Below are 20,738 nucleotides of genomic sequence, written 5' to 3' on the forward strand. Positions count from 1 at the left end.
TCCGTTCGTCGGCACCCTCACCCTCGACCGCCCTCTTCCAGGACATTGCGGATCATGCTTAACAGCGTATCCGGGCTATAGGGCTTGCTCAGCAAGTGGGTGTCGGGGCTGAGCTGATGATTGTCGGAAATGATGTCGCGGGTATGGCCCGAGGTGAACAGCACCGCCACCGCAGGCACCTGGACCTTGGCCCAGGCGGCGAGATCGGAACTCTTGATCAACCCGGGCATCACCACGTCGGTAAAAATCAGGTCCACCGCCACGCCGTCCAGCAGCAGTTGCATGGCACTGTCGCCATTGGCCGCGAGCACCACCTGGTAGCCCGAGGCCTGGAGAAACTCGACGGCGGTATCGCGCACTTCCTCGTTGTCTTCCACCACCAGGATCGTCTCGTTGCCGCCCGTGTGTCGCACACCACGCGGTGGCACCTCGCGGCTCTGGGCCCGCTCGCTGCGCGGAAAATACATGTGCACGCACGTACCGCCGCCGACCTCGCTGGTCATCTCGATATGCCCGCCGCTCTGCTTGACGAAACCGAACACCATGCTCAAGCCCAGGCCGGTGCCCTGGCCGTCGGCCTTGGTGGTGAAGAACGGTTCGAAGGCCTGCTTGAGGGTGGCCGCGTCCATGCCCTCGCCGGGATCGATCACTGACAGGCGCACATAGTCGCCAGCGCTGATGCCCTTGCCGGCACACACGAATCGATCGAGCACGACGTTTTTGCCACTGATCACAATCGTGCCTTCGCCATGCATGGCGTCACGGGCATTGATCGCCAGGTTGAGCAAGGCGTTTTCCAACTGGTTGCGGTCGACTGAAATACACCAGGGGTCGTCGGGCAGTTGCACATCGATCTGAATGGTTTCACCCAGCGCCCGTTGCAGCAACTCCCCCAGGCCCTGGTAGATCTGCCGAGTGTTATAGACCGCCGGCGACAAGGGCTGGCGGCGGGCGAAGGCGAGCAGTTGCGAGGACAGCATGGCACCGCGCTCGACGGCCGCCAGTGCGGCACCGACCCGGCGCTGCACGTTGGCGTTGCCGGCTTCATGGCGGGCCAACAGGTGCAGGTTGCCGGCGATCACCTGCAACAGATTATTGAAGTCATGGGCAACGCCGCCGGTCAGTCCACCAATGGCTTCGAGTTTCTGCGACTGGCGCAATTGCTCTTCCGCGGCCAGGCGCCCCTCCACCTCATCGGCGACCCGCTGCTCCAGGTTGCGGGTGAACTTGAGCAAGTTCTCTTCGGCGATCTTGCGCTCGTGGATATCGATCAACACCCCGGGAAAACGCAGGGGTTGTCGTTGTTCATCGAACTCGCAGCAACCACTGGCCAGCACCCAGCAATAACTATCATCCGCCCGCCGGATACGGTACTGGGCATTGAACGGGCCACCCACTCTCAAGGCCTGCTCCACCAGTCGGGTAACCTCTGGCAAGTCATCGGGATGGATCCTGGTTGCGGCGAACTCGGGTGACAACAGCTCCAGCGACTGCTCGCTCGGATAGGAGAACGTCCGGGCAAAACGCTCATCCCCAGACAGCAGATTGGCCCGTATGTCCCAGACAAACGACCCCAGCAGAGCCCCGGCGTTGAGCGCCAGGCGCACCCGTTCGTTGTCGGCGCGATAGGCCGCTTCGGCCTGTTCGCGCAGGCGCTCGGAGGTCATGTGGGCGGTGGTTTCCACGACAATCGCCAGGACCCCGGCCGGCACGCCGTCATCGTCGGCCACCGGGCTGTAGTAGAGGTCCATGAACACGGCTTCGGGCTGGCCGTTACGCAACAGTTCCAGCTCTTTGTTGCGGTACGAAAGGGTGCCACCGGCCAGGCAGGTGTCGACCACGTTGCGGTTGAACTCAGCGACTTCCGGCCAGCCGAGTTCCACTGGTGAGCCGAGCAGATAGGGATGACGCCCGCCGGCAAACACCGAATAGGCATCGTTGTAGATCATGTAGCCGGGGCGCCCCCAGAGCATCACCAGCGGCACCGGCGAGGCCAGCAGCAACTGCACCGAGCTGCGCAGGCTGCGCGACCAGGTGTCGAAGCTGCCGAGTTCGGTCAGGCTCCAGTCGAACGCGCGGATGCGTTCGGCCATTTCGCCGCTCCACCCGCTACAACCATGGTTCTGCGTTAGAAACTGCATCGATGGACTCTGTGCGCACAGGGCAAAGGTGGAACAACGGACCGACGCAGACGAGCCTGCGCTCAAGCTTTGAGCGCGGCCGACGCTGATGGTTTCATTGTTGTCCAACTCTCGCCGCTTGTCAGCCTGCAGAATTCCGCCCCCTGGCACCGCCCTGCCGTCCCGCTCGCTCCAGATTGGCGACACGACCTGGGCCGACTCAATGAAAATCCCGGCTGTGCACGCTGATGCCATTGAGCAAGGGACTCAGGTCGCTCAGGCGGCCGGCGATCAGGTGGCGCACTTCGCCGACTTTTTCCCAGCGCCCGTCGACCTTGAGTAATTGCGCACCGACCAGAACCTTGCGCTGGCGCTCGGCAAGGTCGCGCCAGACCACCACATTGATGTTGCCGAACTCGTCTTCCAGGGTGACGAAGGTCACGCCACTGGCAGTGCCCGGACGCTGGCGGCCGGTGACCAGGCCGGCGACGCTGACGTTGCGCCCGTGCTCGACCTCCAGCAGCTCCCGTGAGCTGCGGCAACGCCGGGCGCGCAACGGCTCGCGCAAGAGCGCCAGCGGATGGGGCCCCAGGGTGGTGCCGACGCTGTGGTAGTCGGCGTGCAGGTCTTCGCTGACGGTGGGGACCGGCAGGCTCACCGGCGGTTCGTCCTGGCTCGGCAAGCCGGCGAACAGCCCCAGTTGCTGCTGCACCCCCGCCACCTCCCAACGTGCCCGATGACGATTGCCGGCGAGCGGACGCAAGGCGCCAGCGTCGGCCAGCAACGCGTGGGCCCGGGCATCGAGCCCGGCGCGCTGGCCAAGGTCGGCGACATCGGCGAAGGCCCGGCACAGGCGCGCCGCCTCGATACGCCGGGCATCCTCCTCGCGAAATCCCTTGATCATGCGCAAGCCCAGGCGGATCGCCGGCTGCTGCTGGCCAATCGGTTCCAGGCTGCAATCCCAGGTACTGGCGCAGACGTCCACGGGACGGATCTGCAACTGATGCCGACGCGCATCCTGGAGGATCTGGTCCGGGCTGTAGAAACCCATCGGCCAGCTGTTGATCAAGGCACAGGCAAACGCCGCCGGCTCATGGCATTTGAGCCAGCAACTGGCGTAGGTCAGCAGGGCAAAACTGGCGGCGTGGGACTCGGGAAAACCGTAGCTGCCGAACCCCTTGATCTGCTCGAAGATCTGCGCGGCAAACGCCTCTGAGTAGCCGTTTTTCAGCATGCCTTCGCGCAGGCGCACCTGGTGCGAGTCCAGGCCGCCATGACGTTTCCAGGCGGCCATGGCGCGGCGCAGTTGATCCGCCTCGCCGGGGCTGTAGTCGGCCGCCACGATGGCGATCTGCATGACCTGTTCCTGGAACAACGGCACCCCCAAGGTGCGCTGGAGCACCGCTTCAAGCGCCACGCTGGGATAGGTTTCTGGCTCCTCCTTGTTCCGCCGCCGCAGGTAGGGGTGCACCATCCCACCCTGGATCGGCCCGGGACGGACGATCGCCACTTCGATCACCAGGTCATAGAAGGTGCGAGGCTGCAGCCGGGGCAGCATCGACATCTGCGCCCGGGACTCGATCTGGAACACGCCGATGGTGTCGGCGCGGCAGATCATCTCGTAGGTCGGCGGGTCTTCGGCCGGGATACTCGCCAGGCTCAGGTCCAGCCCGCGATGGTAGCGCAGCAGGTCGAAGCAGCGGCGAATGGCGCTGAGCATGCCCAGGGCCAGGATGTCGACCTTGAGCAGGCCGACCATGTCCAGGTCGTCCTTGTCCCACTGGATGATCGTACGCTCGGCCATCGCCGCGTTTTCCACCGGCACCAGGCTGTCCAGCGGCTGCTCGGAAATCACGAAGCCACCGGGGTGCTGCGACAGGTGCCGGGGGAAGCCGATCAGTTGCCGGGTCAGGCTCAACACCCGGTGCAGCAGCGGGGTGTCCGGGTCAAAGCCGCTTTCACGCAAACGCGCAAGCGGCGGCGCGTCGTCACTCCAGTGGCCACAGCAATCGGCCAGGGCGTTGATCTGGTCAGGCGGCAAGCCGAGGACCTTGGCCACATCGCGGATCGCTCCGGCCGCGTGGTAAGTGCTGACCACCGCCGTCAGCGCGGCCCGGCGCCGGCCATAGCGCTGGAACACGTATTGCAGGACCTCCTCGCGGCGTTCGTGCTCAAAGTCGACGTCGATGTCCGGCGGCTCATTGCGCTCGCGGGACAGGAACCGCTCGAACAGCATGTTCATCCGGCTCGGGTCGATTTCGGTAATGCCCAGGGCAAAGCACACCGCCGAGTTGGCCGCCGAACCTCGACCCTGGCACAGGATGCGCTGACGCCGGGCGAAGCTGACGATGTCCTCGACGGTGAGGAAATAGCTCTCGTAGCCCAGTTCGGCAATCAGTTGCAGTTCCTTGTCGATCAGCGCCAGCACCTTGCTGTCCGGGCCTTGTGGCCAGCGCCGGGACAGGCCCTGCTCGGTCAGATGGCGCAGCCAGGAGGTCGGTGTCTGCCCCTCAGGCACCAGTTCGCGGGGGTATTGATAGCGCAACTGAGCGAGATCGAAGCGGCAGCGTTGGGCAATTTCCAGGGTTTCGTCGAGCAGCGCGCGCGGGTACAGCTCGCCCAGCGCCTCAAGGCTGCGCAGATGCCGCTCGCCATTGGGATGCAAGCGTTGCCCGGCGGCGGCCACCGGCACATGCAGGGCAATCGCGGTCATGCAGTCCTGCAGCGCCCGGCGACCACGGGCATGCATGTGCACATCACCACTGGCCACGGCGCGGATCTGCAGCTGTGCCGCCAGGGCCCGCAGATCGGCCAGGCGCCGGGTGTCGTTCTGCCCGCAATGCAGCTCCACCGCCAGCCACAGCCGCGCGCCAAACAGCCCTTTCAACCAGGCACCCTGGGCCGGCGCGTCGTCCAGGTCCGGGTCCGGCAGCCACAAGACCAACAGCCCGGGCAGGGGCTCGGCAAAGTCTTCACGCAGGACCCGGTACCGGCCTTTTTCTGCGCGCCGCCGGGCCTGGGTGATCAGCCGGCACAGGGCCTGATAACCCTCGATGTTCTCCACCAGCAGTACCAGCTTCGGGCCGTTCTCGATGCGCATTTCGCTGCCGATGATCAGCGGCACCCCCTGCACCCTGGACGCTTGCCAGGCACGAACGATACCGGCCAGGGTGCATTCGTCGGTGATCGCCAGGGCCTGGTAGCCCTGGCGCCTGGCCCGCTCGAACAGCTCCTGGGCACTGGAGGCACCGCGCTGGAAACTGAAGTTCGACAGGCAGTGCAGTTCAGCATACCCGCCGCTCATGCGAACCAGCCCTGCAGCCACAGCGGCCCGCCCTCGCCCACCCTGCGATAGGCCCAGCCCTGTTGCCCGGCACGGGTCTGGATCAGGTAATAGTCGCGGCGCACATCGGCGCCATCCCACCAGCCGGACTCGATGCGTTCCGGCCCCATGAGAATCCGTGCCGCCCCTTCCGATACCGCCTGCGGCTCGGTCAGCAACCAGCCTGGGCGCTGCGCCCGCGACAGCAGCGTGGCAGGCTGGCTCTGGGCATGGGGTTGCCAGGCACACTCGGGGCGGTGGTCGGCCTGGAACCCCAGGCCTTGTACGGCATCGTCGCCCAGGCGGGCGCGCAGGCGCTCGCGCAGTTGCTCCCAGGGCAAGGATTGCTGTGGGCGTTCGTCGAACAGCTCGCGGCGCTGCGGTATAAAGCTCGGCAAGTCCTGCGCCGACAGGCGAAACCCGCGCACCGGGGCCTCGACCTGCACCTGTTCCAGGCGCCCCCGGGCCAGTTCGAACAGCATGCCCGGCTCACGCTCGGCGCTCAGCAGTCCGACCTTGATCAGGGTATCAGGCAGGCCGGCGTGCTCCAGGTGCAGGTCGAACCGCTGCACACCAGCGTCACGGCCACAGAGAAACGTCGCCAGGTCAGCCGTCAGGCGGCGCAATGGAAACAGCAGGGCCTGGTGCGACTGCACATCAAAATTCAGCTCGATGCGCACATCAAAGCGGTCCGGCGGCAGGTAGAAGGCCAAGGCCAGCGGTCGCTCCCCCAGCAGGGTATCGAGGTGCTTGAGCACCGGGGCCTCGAACCGTCGGGCCAGGGTCTGCCGAGGCAGCGCCTGGACCTGGCCCAAGGTGCGCAGCCCCATGCGTGACAGGGCGCTGGCGACCGTGGGCGCCAGGCCGATGCGCTCGACCGGCATCTGCCCCAGCAGTGGCCCCAGGGCCTGGGCGTCCGGCACCGCCAGGCCGTCGTAGGCATTGGCCAGGATCCGCGCCGCCAGGGGGTTGGGCGCCGCCACCAGGCGATGGCGAAACCCCAGGGCCGTCAGTTCGGCACGCAAGCGGGCCTCGAACTGCGGCCAGGGGCCGAACAGCGCCAGGCTCGACTCGATTTCAAACAGCACCGTACGCGGGAAATGCACGCTGACCTGGGAACTGAAGCGGTAGGCCCAGGCCGCGAGAAACTGCTGCCAGTGTTCCACTCCCGCCTGGTCATAGTCGGCACAGGCAAAAGCCTTGCTCAGGGCCTGGGCGGCCGTCATCGACTGCCCGGCCCGCAAGCCCAGGGCCCGCGCCGGCTCATTCACGGCCTGCAACACCCGGCGTTGTGCCGGGCCGCTCAGCAGCGCCAGCGGTTCATCGGGGTCGCTGCGCTGACGCAAGACCGCGTCCAGCGCCAGTTGCGGGAACAGGATACAGACCCAGCGCATAGCAACCTCAATGCCCCGGGGCGAAAGCAATTGGCGCCGTACGGGCCAGCCCGCCGCGGCACTTGAGTACCCGCAACTGGGCGGGCCGCGCATCGATGGCGATGCGCAGGGCTGCCGGCGAAGGGTTGATCGCGTCCTTGATCGAGCGATAGGCGAAGGCCAGGGTCTGGCCGGTTTCGGCCGCCACCTGCAAACGCCGCAAGGCGCGGTCATCGGCCTGTTTCGGCCAGCACAGTACCGCGCCGCAACTGCCCGAACGCAGGCATTGTTCCGCCGCCCACAGGGCCTCGCGATCACTGGCCTGGATGATCGACAACTGGCGCAGGTCGACCCCGGCGTTCTGCCACGCCTGGGGGTATGGCACGCAGGGCGGCGCCACCAGCACCACCCGCTCCCCGCCTCTGGTCAGGCGGGCCAGGGCCGGCCACACCAGTTGCAACTCACCCACGCCCTGCCCGGCAATCAGGATTTCGCTCAGTGCCGCCTCCGGCCAGCCGCCGCTGGGCAACGCCGCGTCCAGCGCTGCATGCCCGGTGGGTTGGCGACTGACATCGGCGGGCGCAGGCCGGCCTTTCCAGACCTGGCCACGATGGAACAGGGTGTCCAGCGCAACGACGGCGCCCATCAGCCTTGCCTCACCAGGCCGCAGAACACCCCTTCGATCGCCAGGTCCTGATCGGCGCTGACCACAATGGGGCTGTAGGCCGGGTTGCGCGGCAGCAACCGCACGCTGTCCCCGGCCCGTTCAAAGCGCTTGATGGTGACTTCGCCTTCGAGCCGTGCGACCACAATCTGGCCGTTCTGCACCTGGGCACTGCGGCACACGCCCACCAGGTCGCCGTCGAGGATGCCGTCGCCGATCATCGAGTCGCCCTGGACCCGCAGCAGGTAGTCCGGGGTCCGCGAGAACAGTGCCGGGTCCAGCCACAGGCGGCTGTGCACCTCGGCATCGACCCCCATCGGCGCACCAGCGGCTACCCGCCCAAGCACCGGGATATCCAGCAACTCGGGGCGACGCGGCTGGTTGAGCAGGCGAATGCCCCGGGCCTGATGCGGGTTGACCTCGATGAACCCGCCCTCGGTCAGCGCCAGCACGTGCTTGCGCGCCACGCTGCGCGAGGCAAAACCAAAGGCCTCGCTGATTTCAGCGAGGCTCGGGGATTGGCCCTGTTGCGCGATACGGTCGCGGATGAAGGTCAGGATGGCGGCACGGCGAGGCGTTAAAGTAGTCATGGAGTACATTTGTACTCCTCTCGCAAATTACTTACAAGAGCCAGCCGCCAGGCGGATTACCCATGCCTACAGTGTGGTTTTGGGGGCTCGCAGATTTGGCATACGCCCGCCTACCTTGTGGGAGCTGGCTTGCCAGCGATGGCGGTGGGTCAGGCACCATCGCTGGTGAATGCCCGTCAGCCGATATGCAACGCGCGCAGGTCGAGGCGACCGTCCTTGAGGGGTGGGCACCAGTAGTAACCACCGGTGATCGGCCGGCTCATGCGGTACAGGCCATCGGCGATCCCGTCTTCCAGGCCACTCATGCGGCGCAGTTGGGCTTCGAAGGCATTGAACGAATGACCGAAGGCCAGGAACATCAGGCCGGCACGCTCGCCTTCGATCCACGGCATCGAGCGACGGACGATGAACGCCTCCGGGGTGAAGCTTTCCTGGGCGGTGCGCTTGACGTGGGCGGAAATCGGCGCGTCGTCGAGTTCTTCGTTATCGCTTTTGCGCCGACCCATGATGTTGTCCTGCTCATGGGACGGCAGCGCATTGAAGCCGCTGAGGTCATGCTGCCACTGCTGGATCGCGGCAAAACTGCCACCCACCTGGCCATCCTCGCCCTCCGCCACCAGCGCGGCCGCGACGGCGGCATCATCGTGGGGGTTTTCGGTGCCGTCTTCGTAGCCGGTGAGGTCGTGGCCGGTCATGTGGCGGAAGGTTTCGTTCATCTGCACCAGGCGCAGGGCCGGGGCCAGCGCCGCCTCGATGGCGCGGCTGCGGTTGAGCAGTTCGCCGCGGTCTTCACCGTGCAGCCAGAGCCACAGCGCGTGCTGGGTCGACGGGTTGTCGACGCCCACGCCGATCATCGCCGGGAACGGGCGCAGCCCAGGCACTTTGGCCTCCAGGGCATTGACCAGCGATTTGCCAAACCCGACCACCGCGCACTTCCCGTCCACCCACTGCATCAGTTGGTCGAGCGCCGCCGGCAGTGCTTCAACGGTCTGGAGTGCAAAAAACAGATGCCGCGCCTGAGGCGGGACGGGTGTGGCGAGGATGCCCGGCTGGTAGTAACTCATGAGAACTCCTTTAGAAAGGCGGGAATTCTACCCGGCACGCGGAGGTTTGTGTGAGCAAGGGTTATTGTGCCTGCGCCTCGCCCCGGTACGCACTCGGGCTCTGCCCGGTCCAGCGCTTGAAGGCGCGGCGAAAGCTGCGCACATCGCTGTAGCCGACTTCTTCGGTGATGCGTTCGATGGACATCTCAGGGTTGGCCAGCAGGCTCATGGTGCGTGCCTGGCGTACTTGCTCCAGCAGGGCCTCGAAGGTCAGGGCATGTTCGGTCAGGCGTCGGCGCAGGGTGCGGCCGCTCATGTTCAGGTCGCCTGCGATCTTCTCGATGTGGCTGCCCTGGGTCAGGTCGCGGGAGATGGCCCGCTCCACCGCTTGAATCAGGTCGAGCTTCTGGTGCACCTCGGCCCCTTCCAGTTCCAGCAGCTTGACCGCCTGGCGCAGCGCCAGGGAATGGTGGTTGGGCAGGCGCACGTCGAGCCAGCGGGCGTCCAGCACCAGGCGGTTGTGCAGGCAGCCAAAGCGTACATCCGCGCCCAGCAGGCGGTGATACTCCGCCAGGTAGTCGGGGGCCGCGTGAACAAACTCCACCCGCACACAGCTGAAATCGGCCCCCACCAGCGCTCGGCCGTAGACCAGCAGGCTGGCAAAAAACTCTTCCACGGCGAACATCTGCACGTCGGCGAACGGCAGGCGACATTCGGCGTCGACAAATACCTGGGTCGCCACTTCGCGGACGCTGGACACCACAATCCCGCCCGAGGTGTGCTGGTGGCGCATGCCCAGCTCGAATGCGTCACGCAGGGTCTTGCACAGCGACAACACATGCCCCAGCAACCCTAGGGTGCCCAGCACGTTCTGGTTGCCCACCCACAACCCCAGCCCCTGGTTGGGGATGACCTTGAGTGCGCGCTGGATCATCGCCACGGCCTGGCGGTAGGAAATACGTTGCGCCGGGTCCTGCAGGTCATCCAGGGAAAACCCCAGGCCACGGCACAGGCTGTGGGGGTCGATACCGTTGGCGCTGGCCACTTCGGCCAGGGTCTGCAGCAGGAAAGGTGACACCAGCGCCAGCTCGTAGTGGGGATCGATGACTTTGATGGGCATGGCGACGGGCTTCCGGTCAGATTCAGTTTTTATTTTTGTAACCGATTATGTCGCAGAACGTTAGCACGCCTGGCCGCCTGACCGCCAACCCGCAACCAACGTCGCCTGCCGGGTGCCATGACAGGCCACAGGCTGGCCGCAGAAGTCCGCTCTGTGTCCGCCAATACCCTGCCCTGTCGGGCGTTGAGGGCTTATTTCTATGGCGCGGCCAGCGTGCAGGCCAGCGATGTGTCCCCAGACAATAATAAGAGTTAAAAAAATGAATCCGAGCCGTGTCTCCTCTCCCCTGCGCCTGGCGATCAGCCTGGTTTTGCTGTCGAGTGTGTGCCTGTCGGCACAGGCCACCGAATCCGGCGTCGACAACATCGGCCCGGGCACCGATGGCTTCTTCATGCTGCCATTGGACGTCAACAGCCTTGCGGACAACATGGTTGCGCTCAACCTCTACTACAACTTCTACAAGGCTAGGAAACTCAATATCAGTTCCCTCGGTGGCAAGGTGCCGGGTGTCGAGATCACCTCCGAAGCGGTGATTCCGCGCCTGGACTACTTGACCCCACTGCGGCTCGCCGGTGGTCGCCTGGGTTTCTACGCAGCCCAGCCCTGGCTCAAGCAGCGCGTGCAGGCCTATGGCCTGGAGGATGAGCGCGAAAGCATGGGCGACACCACGGTGGCACCGATCATTTTGTGGGACATGGGGAAAAACCTGACCTTGGGTGCGGCGCTGGAGATCACCCTTCCTACCGGTGAATACGACGCCACGCGCCTGGCTAACACCAGCAACAACTTCTACACCTACAAACCGCTGTTTTCCTTCACCTGGCTGCCGACCGAGCGCACCGAGCTGTCGCTCAAGACCACCTACAGCTTCAACGAAGAGAACCACGACACCGATTACCGCTCAGGGCAGATTTTCCACTTCGACTATTCCGCCAGCTACAAAGTGACCGACAACCTCAACCTCGGCCTCAACGGTTATTACCTCAAGCAGACCACCGACGATAAACAATACGGCAAGACCGTGCAGTTCAACGGCCAGGACGTCAACGATGGGGTGCGTGGCGAGGTGTTCGCCGTGGGTCCGGCGCTGTATTTCACCTTCCTTAAATACGCCAGTGCCGAGTTGCGCTGGGCCAAGGAATTTGACGTGGAAAACCGTCCAGAAGGCCAGATGCTGTGGGCCAAGGTCACCATTCCCTACGCATTCTGAACACAGTCGCAGCGGTGCTTCTCAGGCCCGGCGGGTCGCCATCAGGGGGACCCAGGGCAAGCTACTTGAGCAGACCTCGGCGCAACAGCGCCCCGCCGTTGCTGGAAAGGCATGACCGGCGGGAGCTGGGTTCAGGGTTTCAACGGCCATTCCTGATCCTGGTCCGACAGGCTTTTACCGTCATCGGGATGTTTCCAGGTTTGCGGTGGCGGGTTCTCTTCAGGGCTGGCTTCGTCCTGATCTTCTTCGTCGTTTTCGCGAGATTGATCGTGTTGCTTGTCAGCGGCCATGGCACTCTCCTCCTGAGATGGGGTTCTCATTTCAGGATAGAACAAAGTCACGGCGGCGCTATATTGAAGGCGCTGCCGGCTTTCACGCCCGTCGTGCCAGGCGAAAAGCAAAAAACCTGCGAAGCGTGAGCCTCGCAGGTTTTTTGTGTATCGCACAAACAAAAAACCCCGGTCTTTCGACCAGGGTCTTTGCTATCGACTCGAAACAGACATCGGCATGGCCAATGTTTTGCTTCGTAGCACCAAGGCGTTCAGTGGGCCCTGGAGCAGATATGGCGCAGCGGACGGGACTCGAACCCGCGACCCCCGGCGTGACAGGCCGGTATTCTAACCGACTGAACTACCGCTGCGTATCGCTGTGGACTTGCGTCCAGTTAATTCGTCTGACTGTAAAGCTTCGAGGCTTTGCAATCTCAAACCGGGCAAACCCGATCTGGAAAATATGGCGCAGCGGACGGGACTCGAACCCGCGACCCCCGGCGTGACAGGCCGGTATTCTAACCGACTGAACTACCGCTGCGCGTCGGTGGAGGCTTTTCAGCTTCCATCTTGCTTTCGCAAGACTCTCAAGAAGTGGTGGGTGATGACGGGATCGAACCGCCGACATTCTGCTTGTAAGGCAGACGCTCTCCCAGCTGAGCTAATCACCCGTTTGCTTCTCCGAGGCCGCGAAATTTACGCAGATACCGAAGCTAAGTCAATACCCTGATTGAAGTTTTTCTGAAAAAGAGCAAAACAGGTAATTGCCCACGGCTTCGGCGACCACCGCGCGGCCCTTCGCGAGCAGGCTCTCCCCCACAGGAGACTGCGGTCTACCGTGGGAGCGAGCCGAGCGGCGCTCCGTGTGCTCGCGAAGAAGGAGGGTTACTCGCTGTAGATCATCTTCTTGGTCATGCCGCCGTCGACCACGAACTCCTGGCCGGTGACAAACCCGGCATTGCGCGACAGCAGCCACGCCACCATCGCCGCGACATCTTCGACCGTGCCGACCCTGCCCGCCGGATGCTGGGCATGATCGGCATCACTCAATGGCTCGGCACGTCGCGCCGAAGGGTCGCGGGCATCGATCCAGCCGGGACTGACCGCATTGACCCGGACTTCCGGACCAAGGCTGATGGCCAGGGCGTGGGTCAAGGCCAGCAAGCCGCCCTTGCTCGCCGCGTAGGCCTCGGTGTCAGGTTCCGACTGCCCGGCCCGGGTCGAGGCCAGGTTGACGATGGCACCGTTGTGGGCCCGCAGATACGGCGCACAGTGTTTGGCCAGCAACATCGGCCCACTGAGGTTGACCGCCAGCACCCGGTTCCAGTAAGCCAGGTCGAGGCTTTCCAGGGTGATATTGCGTGGGTCGGCGACCGCCGCGTTGCACACCAGGGCGTCCAAGCGACCAAACTGCCCCAGTACTTCGGCAACGCCCTGGGTCACTTGCAGCTCATCAGCTACGTCCATGGTGATGAACCAGGCATGTTCGCCCAACGCCTTGGCAACCTTGGAACCACGCTCACGGTCGAGATCGGTCAGCACCACCTGCCAGCCTTCGCTGATCAACCAGGCGGCAATCCCCAAACCGATGCCGCGGGCAGCACCCGTGACCAGGGCAACCCGGCCATTGCTGCCGCCGGCAGGCGTTGCGATCTCGATCACAAGGCGGCCAGCCCACGCGCCAGGTCCGCTTGCAGGTCAGCCACGTCTTCGAGGCCAACGGCAATCCGGATCAGGCTGTCACGAATACCCGCCGCCTCGCGCTCCTGTGGCGCCAGGCGCCCGTGGGACGTGGTGCTTGGGTGGGTAATGGTGGTCTTGCTGTCACCCAGGTTGGCGGTGATCGAGATCAGCCGGGTGGCATCGATAAAGCGCCATGCGCCTTCTTTGCCGCCCTTGACCTCGAAGCTGACAACCGCGCCAAAGCCCTTCTGCTGGCGCTGGGCCAACTCGTGCTGCGGGTGGCTCTTGAGGCCTGCGTAATGCACCTTCTCAATGCCCTCCTGCTGCTCCAGCCATTCGGCCAGTTGCTGGGCGTTGGCGCAGTGCGCCTTCATGCGCAGGCTCAAGGTTTCCAGGCCCTTGAGGAAGATCCAGGCGTTGAACGGGCTCAGGGTCGGCCCGGCGGTACGCAGGAAGCCGACGATTTCCTTCATCTGCTCGCTGCGGCCAGCCACCACGCCGCCCATGCACCGGCCCTGGCCGTCGATGAACTTGGTGGCGGAATGCACCACGACGTCCGCGCCGAGCTTGAGCGGTTGCTGCAAGGCAGGCGTGCAGAAGCAGTTGTCGACGACCAGCATCGCGCCCTTGGCGTGCGCCACTTCGGACAATGCGCGGATATCCACCAGTTCGGCCAACGGGTTGGACGGCGACTCGACGAACAGCAACTTGGTGTTGGCCTTGATTGCCGCGTCCCAGCCGGACAGGTCCGCCAGGGGGACGTAGTCGACTTCGATGCCAAACCGCTTGAAGTACTTCTCAAACAGACTGATGGTCGAACCAAACACACTGCGCGACACCAGCACGTGGTCGCCAGCACTGCACAGGCTCATCACCACCGCAAGAATCGCCGCCATGCCGGTGGCTGTGGCCACCGCCTGCTCAGCACCTTCGAGGGCGGCAATGCGCTCCTCGAAGGACCGAACGGTGGGGTTGGTGTAGCGCGAGTAAACGTTGCCCGGCACTTCGCCAGCAAAGCGCGCCGCAGCATCGGCCGCGGTACGGAACACGTAGCTGGAGGTGAAGAACATCGGATCACCGTGCTCACCCTCCGGCGTGCGGTGCTGGCCGGCACGTACGGCCAGGGTATCGAACGCTACGCCATCGAGGTCGCTGTCCAGCCGACCGGCATCCCAATCCTGACTCATGCTGTCACTCCTTGCCCTGCTCTTGTCATGAAGAGCCTGTAGTAGATACAAAACCGGCCCCTCAGGGCCGGTAGAAACTCAGTTGTTGTACAGATCGATGATCGCACTGACTGCCTGGGTCTTGACCTTCGAGGCGTCGTTACGCGCCTGCTCGATCTTGTCCAGGTAAGCCTCGTCGACGTCGCCGGTGACGTACTTGCCGTCGAACACTGCGCAATCGAACTTTTCGATTTTGATCTTGCCGCCGCCGACCGCTTCGATCAAGTCAGGCAGGTCCTGATAGATCAGCCAGTCAGCACCGATCAGGTCGGCCACGTCCTGGGTCGAACGATTGTGCGCGATCAGCTCGTGAGCGCTCGGCATGTCGATGCCGTAGACGTTCGGGTAACGCACGGCCGGTGCCGCGGAGCAGAAGTAGACGTTCTTGGCGCCAGCTTCACGGGCCATCTGGATGATCTGCTTGCAGGTGGTACCGCGCACGATCGAGTCGTCCACCAGCATCACGTTCTTGCCGCGGAACTCCAGCTCGATGGCGTTGAGCTTCTGGCGTACGGATTTTTTCCGCGCGGCCTGGCCCGGCATGATGAAGGTCCGGCCGATGTAGCGGTTTTTCACGAAGCCTTCGCGGAACTTCACGCCCAAGTGGTTCGCCAACTCCAGGGCCGCAGTACGGCTTGTGTCCGGAATCGGGATGACCACGTCGATGTCGTGCTCAGGACGCTCGCGCAGGATCTTCTCGGCCAGCTTCTCACCCATGCGCAGGCGAGCCTTGTACACCGACACACCGTCGATGATCGAGTCCGGACGCGCCAGGTACACGTGTTCGAAGATGCACGGGGTCAGGGACGGGTTGGTCGCGCACTGACGGGTGTGCAGCTTGCCCTCTTCAGTGATGTAGACCGCTTCGCCCGGCGCCAGGTCGCGGATCAGGGTAAAGCCCAGCACGTCCAGGGACACGCTCTCGGAGGCGATCATGTACTCGACGCCTTCGTCGGTGTGACGCTGGCCGAAGACGATCGGACGGATGCCGTGCGGGTCACGGAAACCGACGATACCGTAGCCGGTGATCATCGCCACGACCGCGTAGCCACCTACGCAACGGTTGTGCACGTCAGTGACGGCGGCGAACACGTCTTCTTCGGTGGGCTGCAACTTGCCGCGCTGGGCCAGTTCGTGGGCGAACACGTTGAGCAGCACTTCCGAGTCGGAGCTGGTGTTGACGTGGCGCAAGTCAGATTCGTAGATCTCCTTGGCCAACTGTTCAACGTTGGTCAGGTTGCCGTTATGCGCCAGGGTGATGCCATACGGCGAGTTGACGTAAAACGGTTGAGCTTCGGCCGAAGTCGAGCTACCGGCAGTCGGATAACGCACATGGCCAATGCCCATGTGCCCGACGAGGCGCTGCATGTGACGCTGATGAAACACGTCACGTACCAGGCCATTGTCCTTGCGCAGAAATAACCGGCCATCGTGGCTGGTCACAATCCCGGCAGCGTCCTGGCCGCGGTGCTGGAGGACGGTTAGCGCGTCATACAGCGCCTGATTGACGTTCGACTTACCGACGATACCGACGATGCCACACATGCGACGCAACCCCTACTTAATGAAACTGAACTGAACACGACTCACTGCGGCGTTTTCGCCGTCGGCAAGAGGTGCTCCTTGAACGGTATGTCAGCGGGTACGCTGATACCGCTGGCCAGCCACTGACTGCTCCACCCCAATATGAGGTTTTTGGACCAGTCTGCAACCAATAGAAATTGTGGCACGAGCCGCGACTCCTGCCACCATGAATCCTGCTGTACCGGGCCCAGGCTCAGGAGCCCGACGGCGGTGACCACCAGCAACGCGCCACGCGCAGCGCCGAAGGCCATGCCGAGGAATCGATCGGTCCCGGAGAGGCCGGTGACGCGAATCAATTCGCCGATAAGATAATTGATCATTGCACCCACCACGAGAGTGGCCACAAACAAGATGGCGCAGCCGGCGATCACGCGGGCCGAAGGTGTTTCGATGTATCCGGCGAGGTACTCGGACAATGAGCCACCAAACATCCAGGCAACGGCTCCTGCGATGATCCACGTCACCAACGATAATGCTTCCTTTACGAAGCCGCGGCTCAGACTGATCAAAGCGGAGATGGCGATGATTGCAACGATCGCCCAGTCAACCCAGGTAAATGGCACAGTACAGCCTACAGACGGATAAGGCGGCGCATTTTAGCAGAGCCCATGGCTATCGGTAAGCTGCGATTTTCATACGAGACGACAGAATCAGCCCGTAGCAGCTGGCGAAGCCTGCGTTCGGCTGCGCAGCGACCGTAAAACGGGTCGCTGCGGTGCTTTGGGGTGGAGGGTTCGGCAACTGCTACTGGGTGGGTTACTAGCCGCGCTCGGGCTGGAAACGCACCACAAAACCCTTGAGGTTCTGCTTGCGGTTCAGCAGATCACGCAGACGGTCAGCTTCGGCGCGCTCGATCAGCGGCCCGACGAACACCCGATTCTTGCCGTCCGCCGTGCGGATATAGGCGTTGTAGCCCTGGCTGCGCAGGGTTTTCTGCAGGCTTTCGGCACTTTCACGATTGGCCAGGCTGGCCACTTGTACCGACCAACTGACCGACAGGCCATTGGCATCGACCCGACTCTGGGTGGTGTCAGGCTTGCTGACTGGCGCAACCGGAGCAGGTGCAGGCTTGGGTGCTGGCGGCGCAGTGACGGGCTTGGTCACCACCGGGGCCGCGACGATCGGCGCGCTCGGAGCGACAGTCGGCGCACTGGCCTCTGGCGCCTGTTCCATCGCAATTTCGGCATCGCTGGGCACAGGCTCCTGCGGCAACGCTTGCGGCTCGGGAACCACCACCGGCTCGACCTGCACCTGAGGCATGACCGGCGCCTGTGGTGCGGCCGGAGCCTGGACCACCACCTGACGCTGCTCATCCTCCCGGGAAAACAGCATCGGCAGGAAAATCACCGCCAGGGCCACCAACACCAGTGCGCCGACCATCCGCTGCTTGTACGCGTTATCCAGCAAAGCCATCTGCAGCTTCCTCCGTGGAGTGCCGGGCCAGCCATTCAAGGGCCTCGGCGACACAATAAAATGATCCGAACAGCAGGATCTCGTCGTCTGCCGTTGCCTGCGCGCTCTGCCCTTCCAGGGCCTCGGCCACGCTTGCATAGGAGGTCACGGACGCGCCAAGGTTCTGCAATGCAGCCTGTAAATCCGCAACCGGGCGCGCACGCGCAGAATCCAGCGGGGCGACAGCCCAGTGCTGGACACTAGCACTCAATTCACCGACAACTCCATCAAGATCCTTGTCGGCCAGCAAACCGAAGACCGCCAGGCGTCGCCCCGCCACCGGACGCCGCGCCAGGCGCTGCGCCAGGTACTCGGCCGCGTGCGGGTTGTGCCCGACGTCCAGCATCAGGTTCAGGCGCTTGCCATGCCAGTTGAACTGACGCCGATCCAGGCGCCCGACCACGCGGGTCGCCTGCAATGCCGCGGCGATCTGCTCAGGCACCCAGGGCAAGCCCAGCAAGGCGTAGGCCTGCAGCGCCAGTGCGGCGTTTTCCATCGGCAGGTCGAGCAATGGCAGATCCCGCAGCTCAAGGGCACGCCCCTGGCCGTCGACACCGCGCCATTGCCAGTGCTGGTCGGTCACGCCCAGGTCAAAATCGCGCCCCCGCAGGAAAAAGGGACAGGCCAGTTCGCGCGCCTTATCCAGCAGCGGTTGCGGCGGATTGAGGTCGCCGCACAGCGCCGGGGCGCCCTGACGGAAAATCCCGGCCTTCTCAAAGGCCACCGATTCGCGGGTATTGCCCAGGTAGTCGGCATGATCGACACCGATACTGGTGACCAGCGCGATATCCGCATCCACCAGGTTGACCGTGTCCAGGCGCCCGCCAAGGCCAACTTCCAGGACCACCGCATCCAGGCCTGCGCGCTGGAACAGCCAGAACGCTGCCAGGGTGCCCATTTCGAAGTAAGTCAGGGAGATTTCGCCACGCCCCGCCTCCACCGCAGCGAAGGCCTCGCACAGCTGTTCGTCAGTGGCCAGCACGCCATTGACCTGCACCCGCTCGTTGTAATGCAGCAGGTGCGGAGAATTGTAGACACCGACCTTCAGGCCCTGTGCGCGCAGCAAAGACGCCACGAACGCACAGGTAGAACCCTTGCCGTTGGTGCCGGTGACCGTGATCACCCGAGGCGCCGGCTTGCCCAGCCCCATCCGGGACGCTACCTCTTGCGAGCGCGCAAGCCCCATGTCGATGGCGGAGGGATGCAACTGCTCAAGGTAGGCGAGCCATTCGCCAAGGGTACGTTGGGTCATAGGTTGGCAGGCACCGGCGGAACCACGATTGGCTCGATAGGTGTGGCGACGAACTCGGGCGTCGGCAGGCCCATCAGTTGCGCCAGCAGGTTACCCAGGCGTGGACGCAGCTCGGAACGGGCAATGATCATGTCGATGGCGCCGTGCTCCAGCAGGAACTCGCTGCGCTGGAAGCCTTCTGGCAGTTTTTCCCGTACGGTCTGCTCGATCACGCGCGGACCGGCGAAGCCGATCAGGGCCTTGGGCTCGCCGACGATCACGTCACCCAGCATCGCCAGGCTGGCGGAAACGCCGCCGTAGACCGGATCGGTCAGTACCGAGATGAACGGAATGCCTTCTTCACGCAGACGCGCCAGGACCGCCGAGGTCTTGGCCATTTGCATCAACGAGATCAGGGCTTCCTGCATCCGCGCGCCACCGGAAGCGGCGAAGCAGATCATCGGGCAACGGTGCTCCAGCGCATAGTTGGCCGCACGCACGAAGCGCTCGCCGACGATCGCGCCCATGGAGCCGCCCATGAAGGAGAACTCGAACGCCGACACCACCACCGGCATGCCCAGCAGGGTGCCGCTCATGGAGATCAGGGCGTCTTTTTCACCAGTCTGCTTCTGGGCCGCGGTCAGGCGATCCTTGTACTTCTTGCCGTCGCGGAATTTCAGACGGTCAACCGGCTCCAGCTCCGCGCCCAGTTCGGCACGGCCTTCAGCGTCGAGGAAGATGTCAATCCGTGCACGGGCGCCAATGCGCATGTGGTGGTTGCACTTGGGGCAAACATCCAGGGTCTTTTCCAGTTCCGGACGGTACAGCACCGCCTCGCAGGATGGGCACTTGTGCCACAGACCTTCAGGCACCGAGCTTTTTTTCACCTCGGAACGCATGATCGAAGGGATCAGTTTGTCTACTAACCAGTTGCTCATGCTTTCTTTCTCCAGTACCGGCGACCCGAACGCTCTGGTTCGCAGCCCCGTGTATGCCCTTGAGCTAAATTCATGTGTGCGGCGATGATCGGTACGCTACGGCGGTCAGCACTAGGCCGCGACCTGCCTGCAACGCACTCCATCCTCAGCCATCCAGACAACCCGCGCTTGGGGTTGCCACTTCGGTTCCGGCCCGCCCGAAGGCGACGCCTGCCTGCTGTGTGCAGCGCATGTTTTGTACCATGCAGTGGACGGCGGCAGACTGCCAGCCGTCACATCGTCGCGGTGCTGCTGCGTACGGCCTGCATAAATGCGTGAATCCTTGCGTGATCCTTGATGCCCTTGCCCTGCTCTACCCCACCGCTGACGTCCACCGCGTAAGGCCGGACCCGGGCGATGGCCTGTGCCACGTTGTCCGGCGTCAGGCCGCCGGCCAGGATAATCGGCTTGCGCAAACCCGGCGGTATCAATGACCAGTCGAAGGCCTCGCCGGTTCCACCGGGAACCCCTTCGACATAGGTATCGAGCAAGATGCCACTGGCACTGGGGTACGCATCGCAGGCAGCGGCGATATCATCCCCGGCCTTGACCCGCAGGGCCTTGATATAGGGCCGGTGCCAGCCTTCGCAATCGGCCGCGGTTTCATCGCCATGGAACTGCAGCAGGTCCAGCGGCACGGCATCGAGGATCTCGCCGAGCTCGCAGCGACTGGCATTGACGAACAAGCCCACGGTGGTCACGAACGGCGGCAGCGCGGCGATGATCGCCCGCGCCTGATGCACCGTGACCGCCCGCGGGCTCTTGGCGTAGAACACCAGACCGATGGCATCGGCCCCGGCCGCGACCGCCGCCAGCGCGTCTTCAATGCGGGTAATCCCACAAATTTTGCTGCGAACGGCTGGCATGTCGGGGG

The 20,738-nt window shown here is 63.9% G+C and carries 17 protein-coding genes and 3 tRNA genes; 1 reads left to right on the forward strand and 19 read right to left on the reverse strand.

The features are described from left to right. Positions 1–17 precede the first annotated feature (17 nt). The 7 genes from H7995_RS16400 to H7995_RS16430 all read right to left on the reverse strand — a co-directional run bounded on the left by H7995_RS16400 (position 18) and on the right by H7995_RS16430 (position 10,232). A complete protein-coding gene (locus H7995_RS16400) occupies positions 18–2,141 on the reverse strand; it encodes a hybrid sensor histidine kinase/response regulator (protein ID WP_166589067.1) in 2,124 nt (707 codons plus the stop codon). Between the two features lie 199 nt (positions 2,142–2,340). Continuing rightward, complete coding sequence (locus tag H7995_RS16405; RefSeq protein ID WP_302097811.1) at positions 2,341–5,445, reverse strand: error-prone DNA polymerase; 3,105 nt, start codon at positions 5,443–5,445, stop codon at positions 2,341–2,343. Further along, entirely contained in the window at positions 5,421–6,836 is a 1,416-nt protein-coding gene (locus tag H7995_RS16410) for a Y-family DNA polymerase (protein ID WP_166589071.1), read from the reverse strand. The genes H7995_RS16405 and H7995_RS16410 overlap by 25 nt, the downstream gene beginning before the upstream one ends. Positions 6,837–6,843: 7 nt before the next feature. Continuing rightward, on the reverse strand, positions 6,844–7,461 hold the full coding sequence (gene imuA / locus H7995_RS16415) for a translesion DNA synthesis-associated protein ImuA (RefSeq protein ID WP_166589072.1): 618 nt from the start codon (positions 7,459–7,461) through the stop codon (positions 6,844–6,846). After that, entirely contained in the window at positions 7,461–8,078 is a 618-nt protein-coding gene (lexA, locus tag H7995_RS16420; RefSeq protein ID WP_166589073.1) for a transcriptional repressor LexA, read from the reverse strand. The genes imuA and lexA overlap by 1 nt, the downstream gene beginning before the upstream one ends. Positions 8,079–8,245: 167 nt before the next feature. Continuing rightward, positions 8,246–9,133 (reverse strand): Dyp-type peroxidase, encoded by an 888-nt coding sequence (locus H7995_RS16425; RefSeq protein ID WP_185818618.1) that lies wholly within the window; start codon positions 9,131–9,133, stop codon positions 8,246–8,248. A 61-nt stretch (positions 9,134–9,194) separates the two neighbouring features. Then, the gene (locus H7995_RS16430) at positions 9,195–10,232 is read right to left on the reverse strand and encodes an AraC family transcriptional regulator (RefSeq protein WP_166589075.1); all 1,038 of its coding nucleotides are present in this window, start codon (positions 10,230–10,232) and stop codon (positions 9,195–9,197) included. 259 nt (positions 10,233–10,491) lie between these two features. Here H7995_RS16430 and H7995_RS16435 point away from each other — a divergent pair, with 259 nt between their 5' ends. Continuing rightward, positions 10,492–11,442, forward strand: a complete 951-nt coding sequence (locus H7995_RS16435) for a SphA family protein (RefSeq protein WP_185818619.1) — start codon at positions 10,492–10,494, stop codon at positions 11,440–11,442. A gap of 131 nt (positions 11,443–11,573) precedes the next feature. On the opposite strand, the gene H7995_RS16440 is transcribed toward H7995_RS16435, so the two are convergent. The 12 genes from H7995_RS16440 to H7995_RS16495 all read right to left on the reverse strand — a co-directional run bounded on the left by H7995_RS16440 (position 11,574) and on the right by H7995_RS16495 (position 20,730). Further along, the gene (locus H7995_RS16440; protein ID WP_166589077.1) at positions 11,574–11,732 is read right to left on the reverse strand and encodes a hypothetical protein; all 159 of its coding nucleotides are present in this window, start codon (positions 11,730–11,732) and stop codon (positions 11,574–11,576) included. A gap of 273 nt (positions 11,733–12,005) precedes the next feature. Next, a tRNA-Asp gene (locus tag H7995_RS16445) sits at positions 12,006–12,082 on the reverse strand. A 93-nt stretch (positions 12,083–12,175) separates the two neighbouring features. After that, positions 12,176–12,252, reverse strand: a tRNA-Asp gene (locus tag H7995_RS16450). Between the two features lie 54 nt (positions 12,253–12,306). Beyond that, positions 12,307–12,382, reverse strand: a tRNA-Val gene (locus H7995_RS16455). Between the two features lie 214 nt (positions 12,383–12,596). Continuing rightward, entirely contained in the window at positions 12,597–13,373 is a 777-nt protein-coding gene (locus H7995_RS16460; RefSeq protein ID WP_185818620.1) for an SDR family oxidoreductase, read from the reverse strand. Next, positions 13,370–14,581: an O-succinylhomoserine sulfhydrylase gene (locus tag H7995_RS16465; RefSeq protein WP_182341049.1), complete on the reverse strand. Its 1,212-nt coding sequence runs from the start codon at positions 14,579–14,581 to the stop codon at positions 13,370–13,372. The genes H7995_RS16460 and H7995_RS16465 overlap by 4 nt, the downstream gene beginning before the upstream one ends. A gap of 78 nt (positions 14,582–14,659) precedes the next feature. Further along, complete coding sequence (gene purF / locus H7995_RS16470) at positions 14,660–16,165, reverse strand: amidophosphoribosyltransferase (RefSeq protein ID WP_166591465.1); 1,506 nt, start codon at positions 16,163–16,165, stop codon at positions 14,660–14,662. A gap of 41 nt (positions 16,166–16,206) precedes the next feature. Then, positions 16,207–16,767, reverse strand: coding sequence for a CvpA family protein (locus H7995_RS16475; RefSeq protein WP_166591464.1), 561 nt, complete (start codon positions 16,765–16,767; stop codon positions 16,207–16,209). Between the two features lie 196 nt (positions 16,768–16,963). After that, the gene (locus H7995_RS16480; RefSeq protein ID WP_166591463.1) at positions 16,964–17,617 is read right to left on the reverse strand and encodes an SPOR domain-containing protein; all 654 of its coding nucleotides are present in this window, start codon (positions 17,615–17,617) and stop codon (positions 16,964–16,966) included. Further along, complete coding sequence (folC, locus tag H7995_RS16485; protein WP_166591462.1) at positions 17,601–18,908, reverse strand: bifunctional tetrahydrofolate synthase/dihydrofolate synthase; 1,308 nt, start codon at positions 18,906–18,908, stop codon at positions 17,601–17,603. Before folC ends, H7995_RS16480 begins: the two co-directional genes overlap by 17 nt. Next, positions 18,905–19,825 (reverse strand): acetyl-CoA carboxylase, carboxyltransferase subunit beta, encoded by a 921-nt coding sequence (gene accD, locus H7995_RS16490; RefSeq protein ID WP_166591461.1) that lies wholly within the window; start codon positions 19,823–19,825, stop codon positions 18,905–18,907. Before accD ends, folC begins: the two co-directional genes overlap by 4 nt. A 272-nt stretch (positions 19,826–20,097) precedes the next feature. Continuing rightward, positions 20,098–20,730: a phosphoribosylanthranilate isomerase gene (locus H7995_RS16495; protein WP_185818621.1), complete on the reverse strand. Its 633-nt coding sequence runs from the start codon at positions 20,728–20,730 to the stop codon at positions 20,098–20,100. Between the last annotated feature and the right edge of the window lie 8 nt (positions 20,731–20,738).

This window comes from Pseudomonas kielensis (assembly GCF_014236655.1).
Lineage (GTDB): Bacteria > Pseudomonadota > Gammaproteobacteria > Pseudomonadales > Pseudomonadaceae > Aquipseudomonas > Aquipseudomonas kielensis.

Excerpts from the sequence above, each read along its gene's own strand:
- H7995_RS16495 (WP_185818621.1), bottom strand. The coding sequence starts at position 20,730 with ATGCCAGCCGTTCGCAGCAAAATTTGTGGGATTACCCGCATTGAAGAC.
- purF (WP_166591465.1), bottom strand. The coding sequence starts at position 16,165 with ATGTGTGGCATCGTCGGTATCGTCGGTAAGTCGAACGTCAATCAGGCG.
- H7995_RS16480 (WP_166591463.1), bottom strand. The coding sequence starts at position 17,617 with ATGGCTTTGCTGGATAACGCGTACAAGCAGCGGATGGTCGGCGCACTG.
- accD (WP_166591461.1), bottom strand. The coding sequence starts at position 19,825 with ATGAGCAACTGGTTAGTAGACAAACTGATCCCTTCGATCATGCGTTCC.
- H7995_RS16465 (WP_182341049.1), bottom strand. The coding sequence starts at position 14,581 with ATGAGTCAGGATTGGGATGCCGGTCGGCTGGACAGCGACCTCGATGGC.
- imuA (WP_166589072.1), bottom strand. The coding sequence starts at position 7,461 with ATGGGCGCCGTCGTTGCGCTGGACACCCTGTTCCATCGTGGCCAGGTC.
- H7995_RS16435 (WP_185818619.1), top strand. The coding sequence starts at position 10,492 with ATGAATCCGAGCCGTGTCTCCTCTCCCCTGCGCCTGGCGATCAGCCTG.
- H7995_RS16440 (WP_166589077.1), bottom strand. The coding sequence starts at position 11,732 with ATGGCCGCTGACAAGCAACACGATCAATCTCGCGAAAACGACGAAGAA.
- lexA (WP_166589073.1), bottom strand. The coding sequence starts at position 8,078 with ATGTACTCCATGACTACTTTAACGCCTCGCCGTGCCGCCATCCTGACC.
- H7995_RS16430 (WP_166589075.1), bottom strand. The coding sequence starts at position 10,232 with ATGCCCATCAAAGTCATCGATCCCCACTACGAGCTGGCGCTGGTGTCA.
- H7995_RS16410 (WP_166589071.1), bottom strand. The coding sequence starts at position 6,836 with ATGCGCTGGGTCTGTATCCTGTTCCCGCAACTGGCGCTGGACGCGGTC.
- folC (WP_166591462.1), bottom strand. The coding sequence starts at position 18,908 with ATGACCCAACGTACCCTTGGCGAATGGCTCGCCTACCTTGAGCAGTTG.
- H7995_RS16425 (WP_185818618.1), bottom strand. The coding sequence starts at position 9,133 with ATGAGTTACTACCAGCCGGGCATCCTCGCCACACCCGTCCCGCCTCAG.
- H7995_RS16400 (WP_166589067.1), bottom strand. The coding sequence starts at position 2,141 with ATGCAGTTTCTAACGCAGAACCATGGTTGTAGCGGGTGGAGCGGCGAA.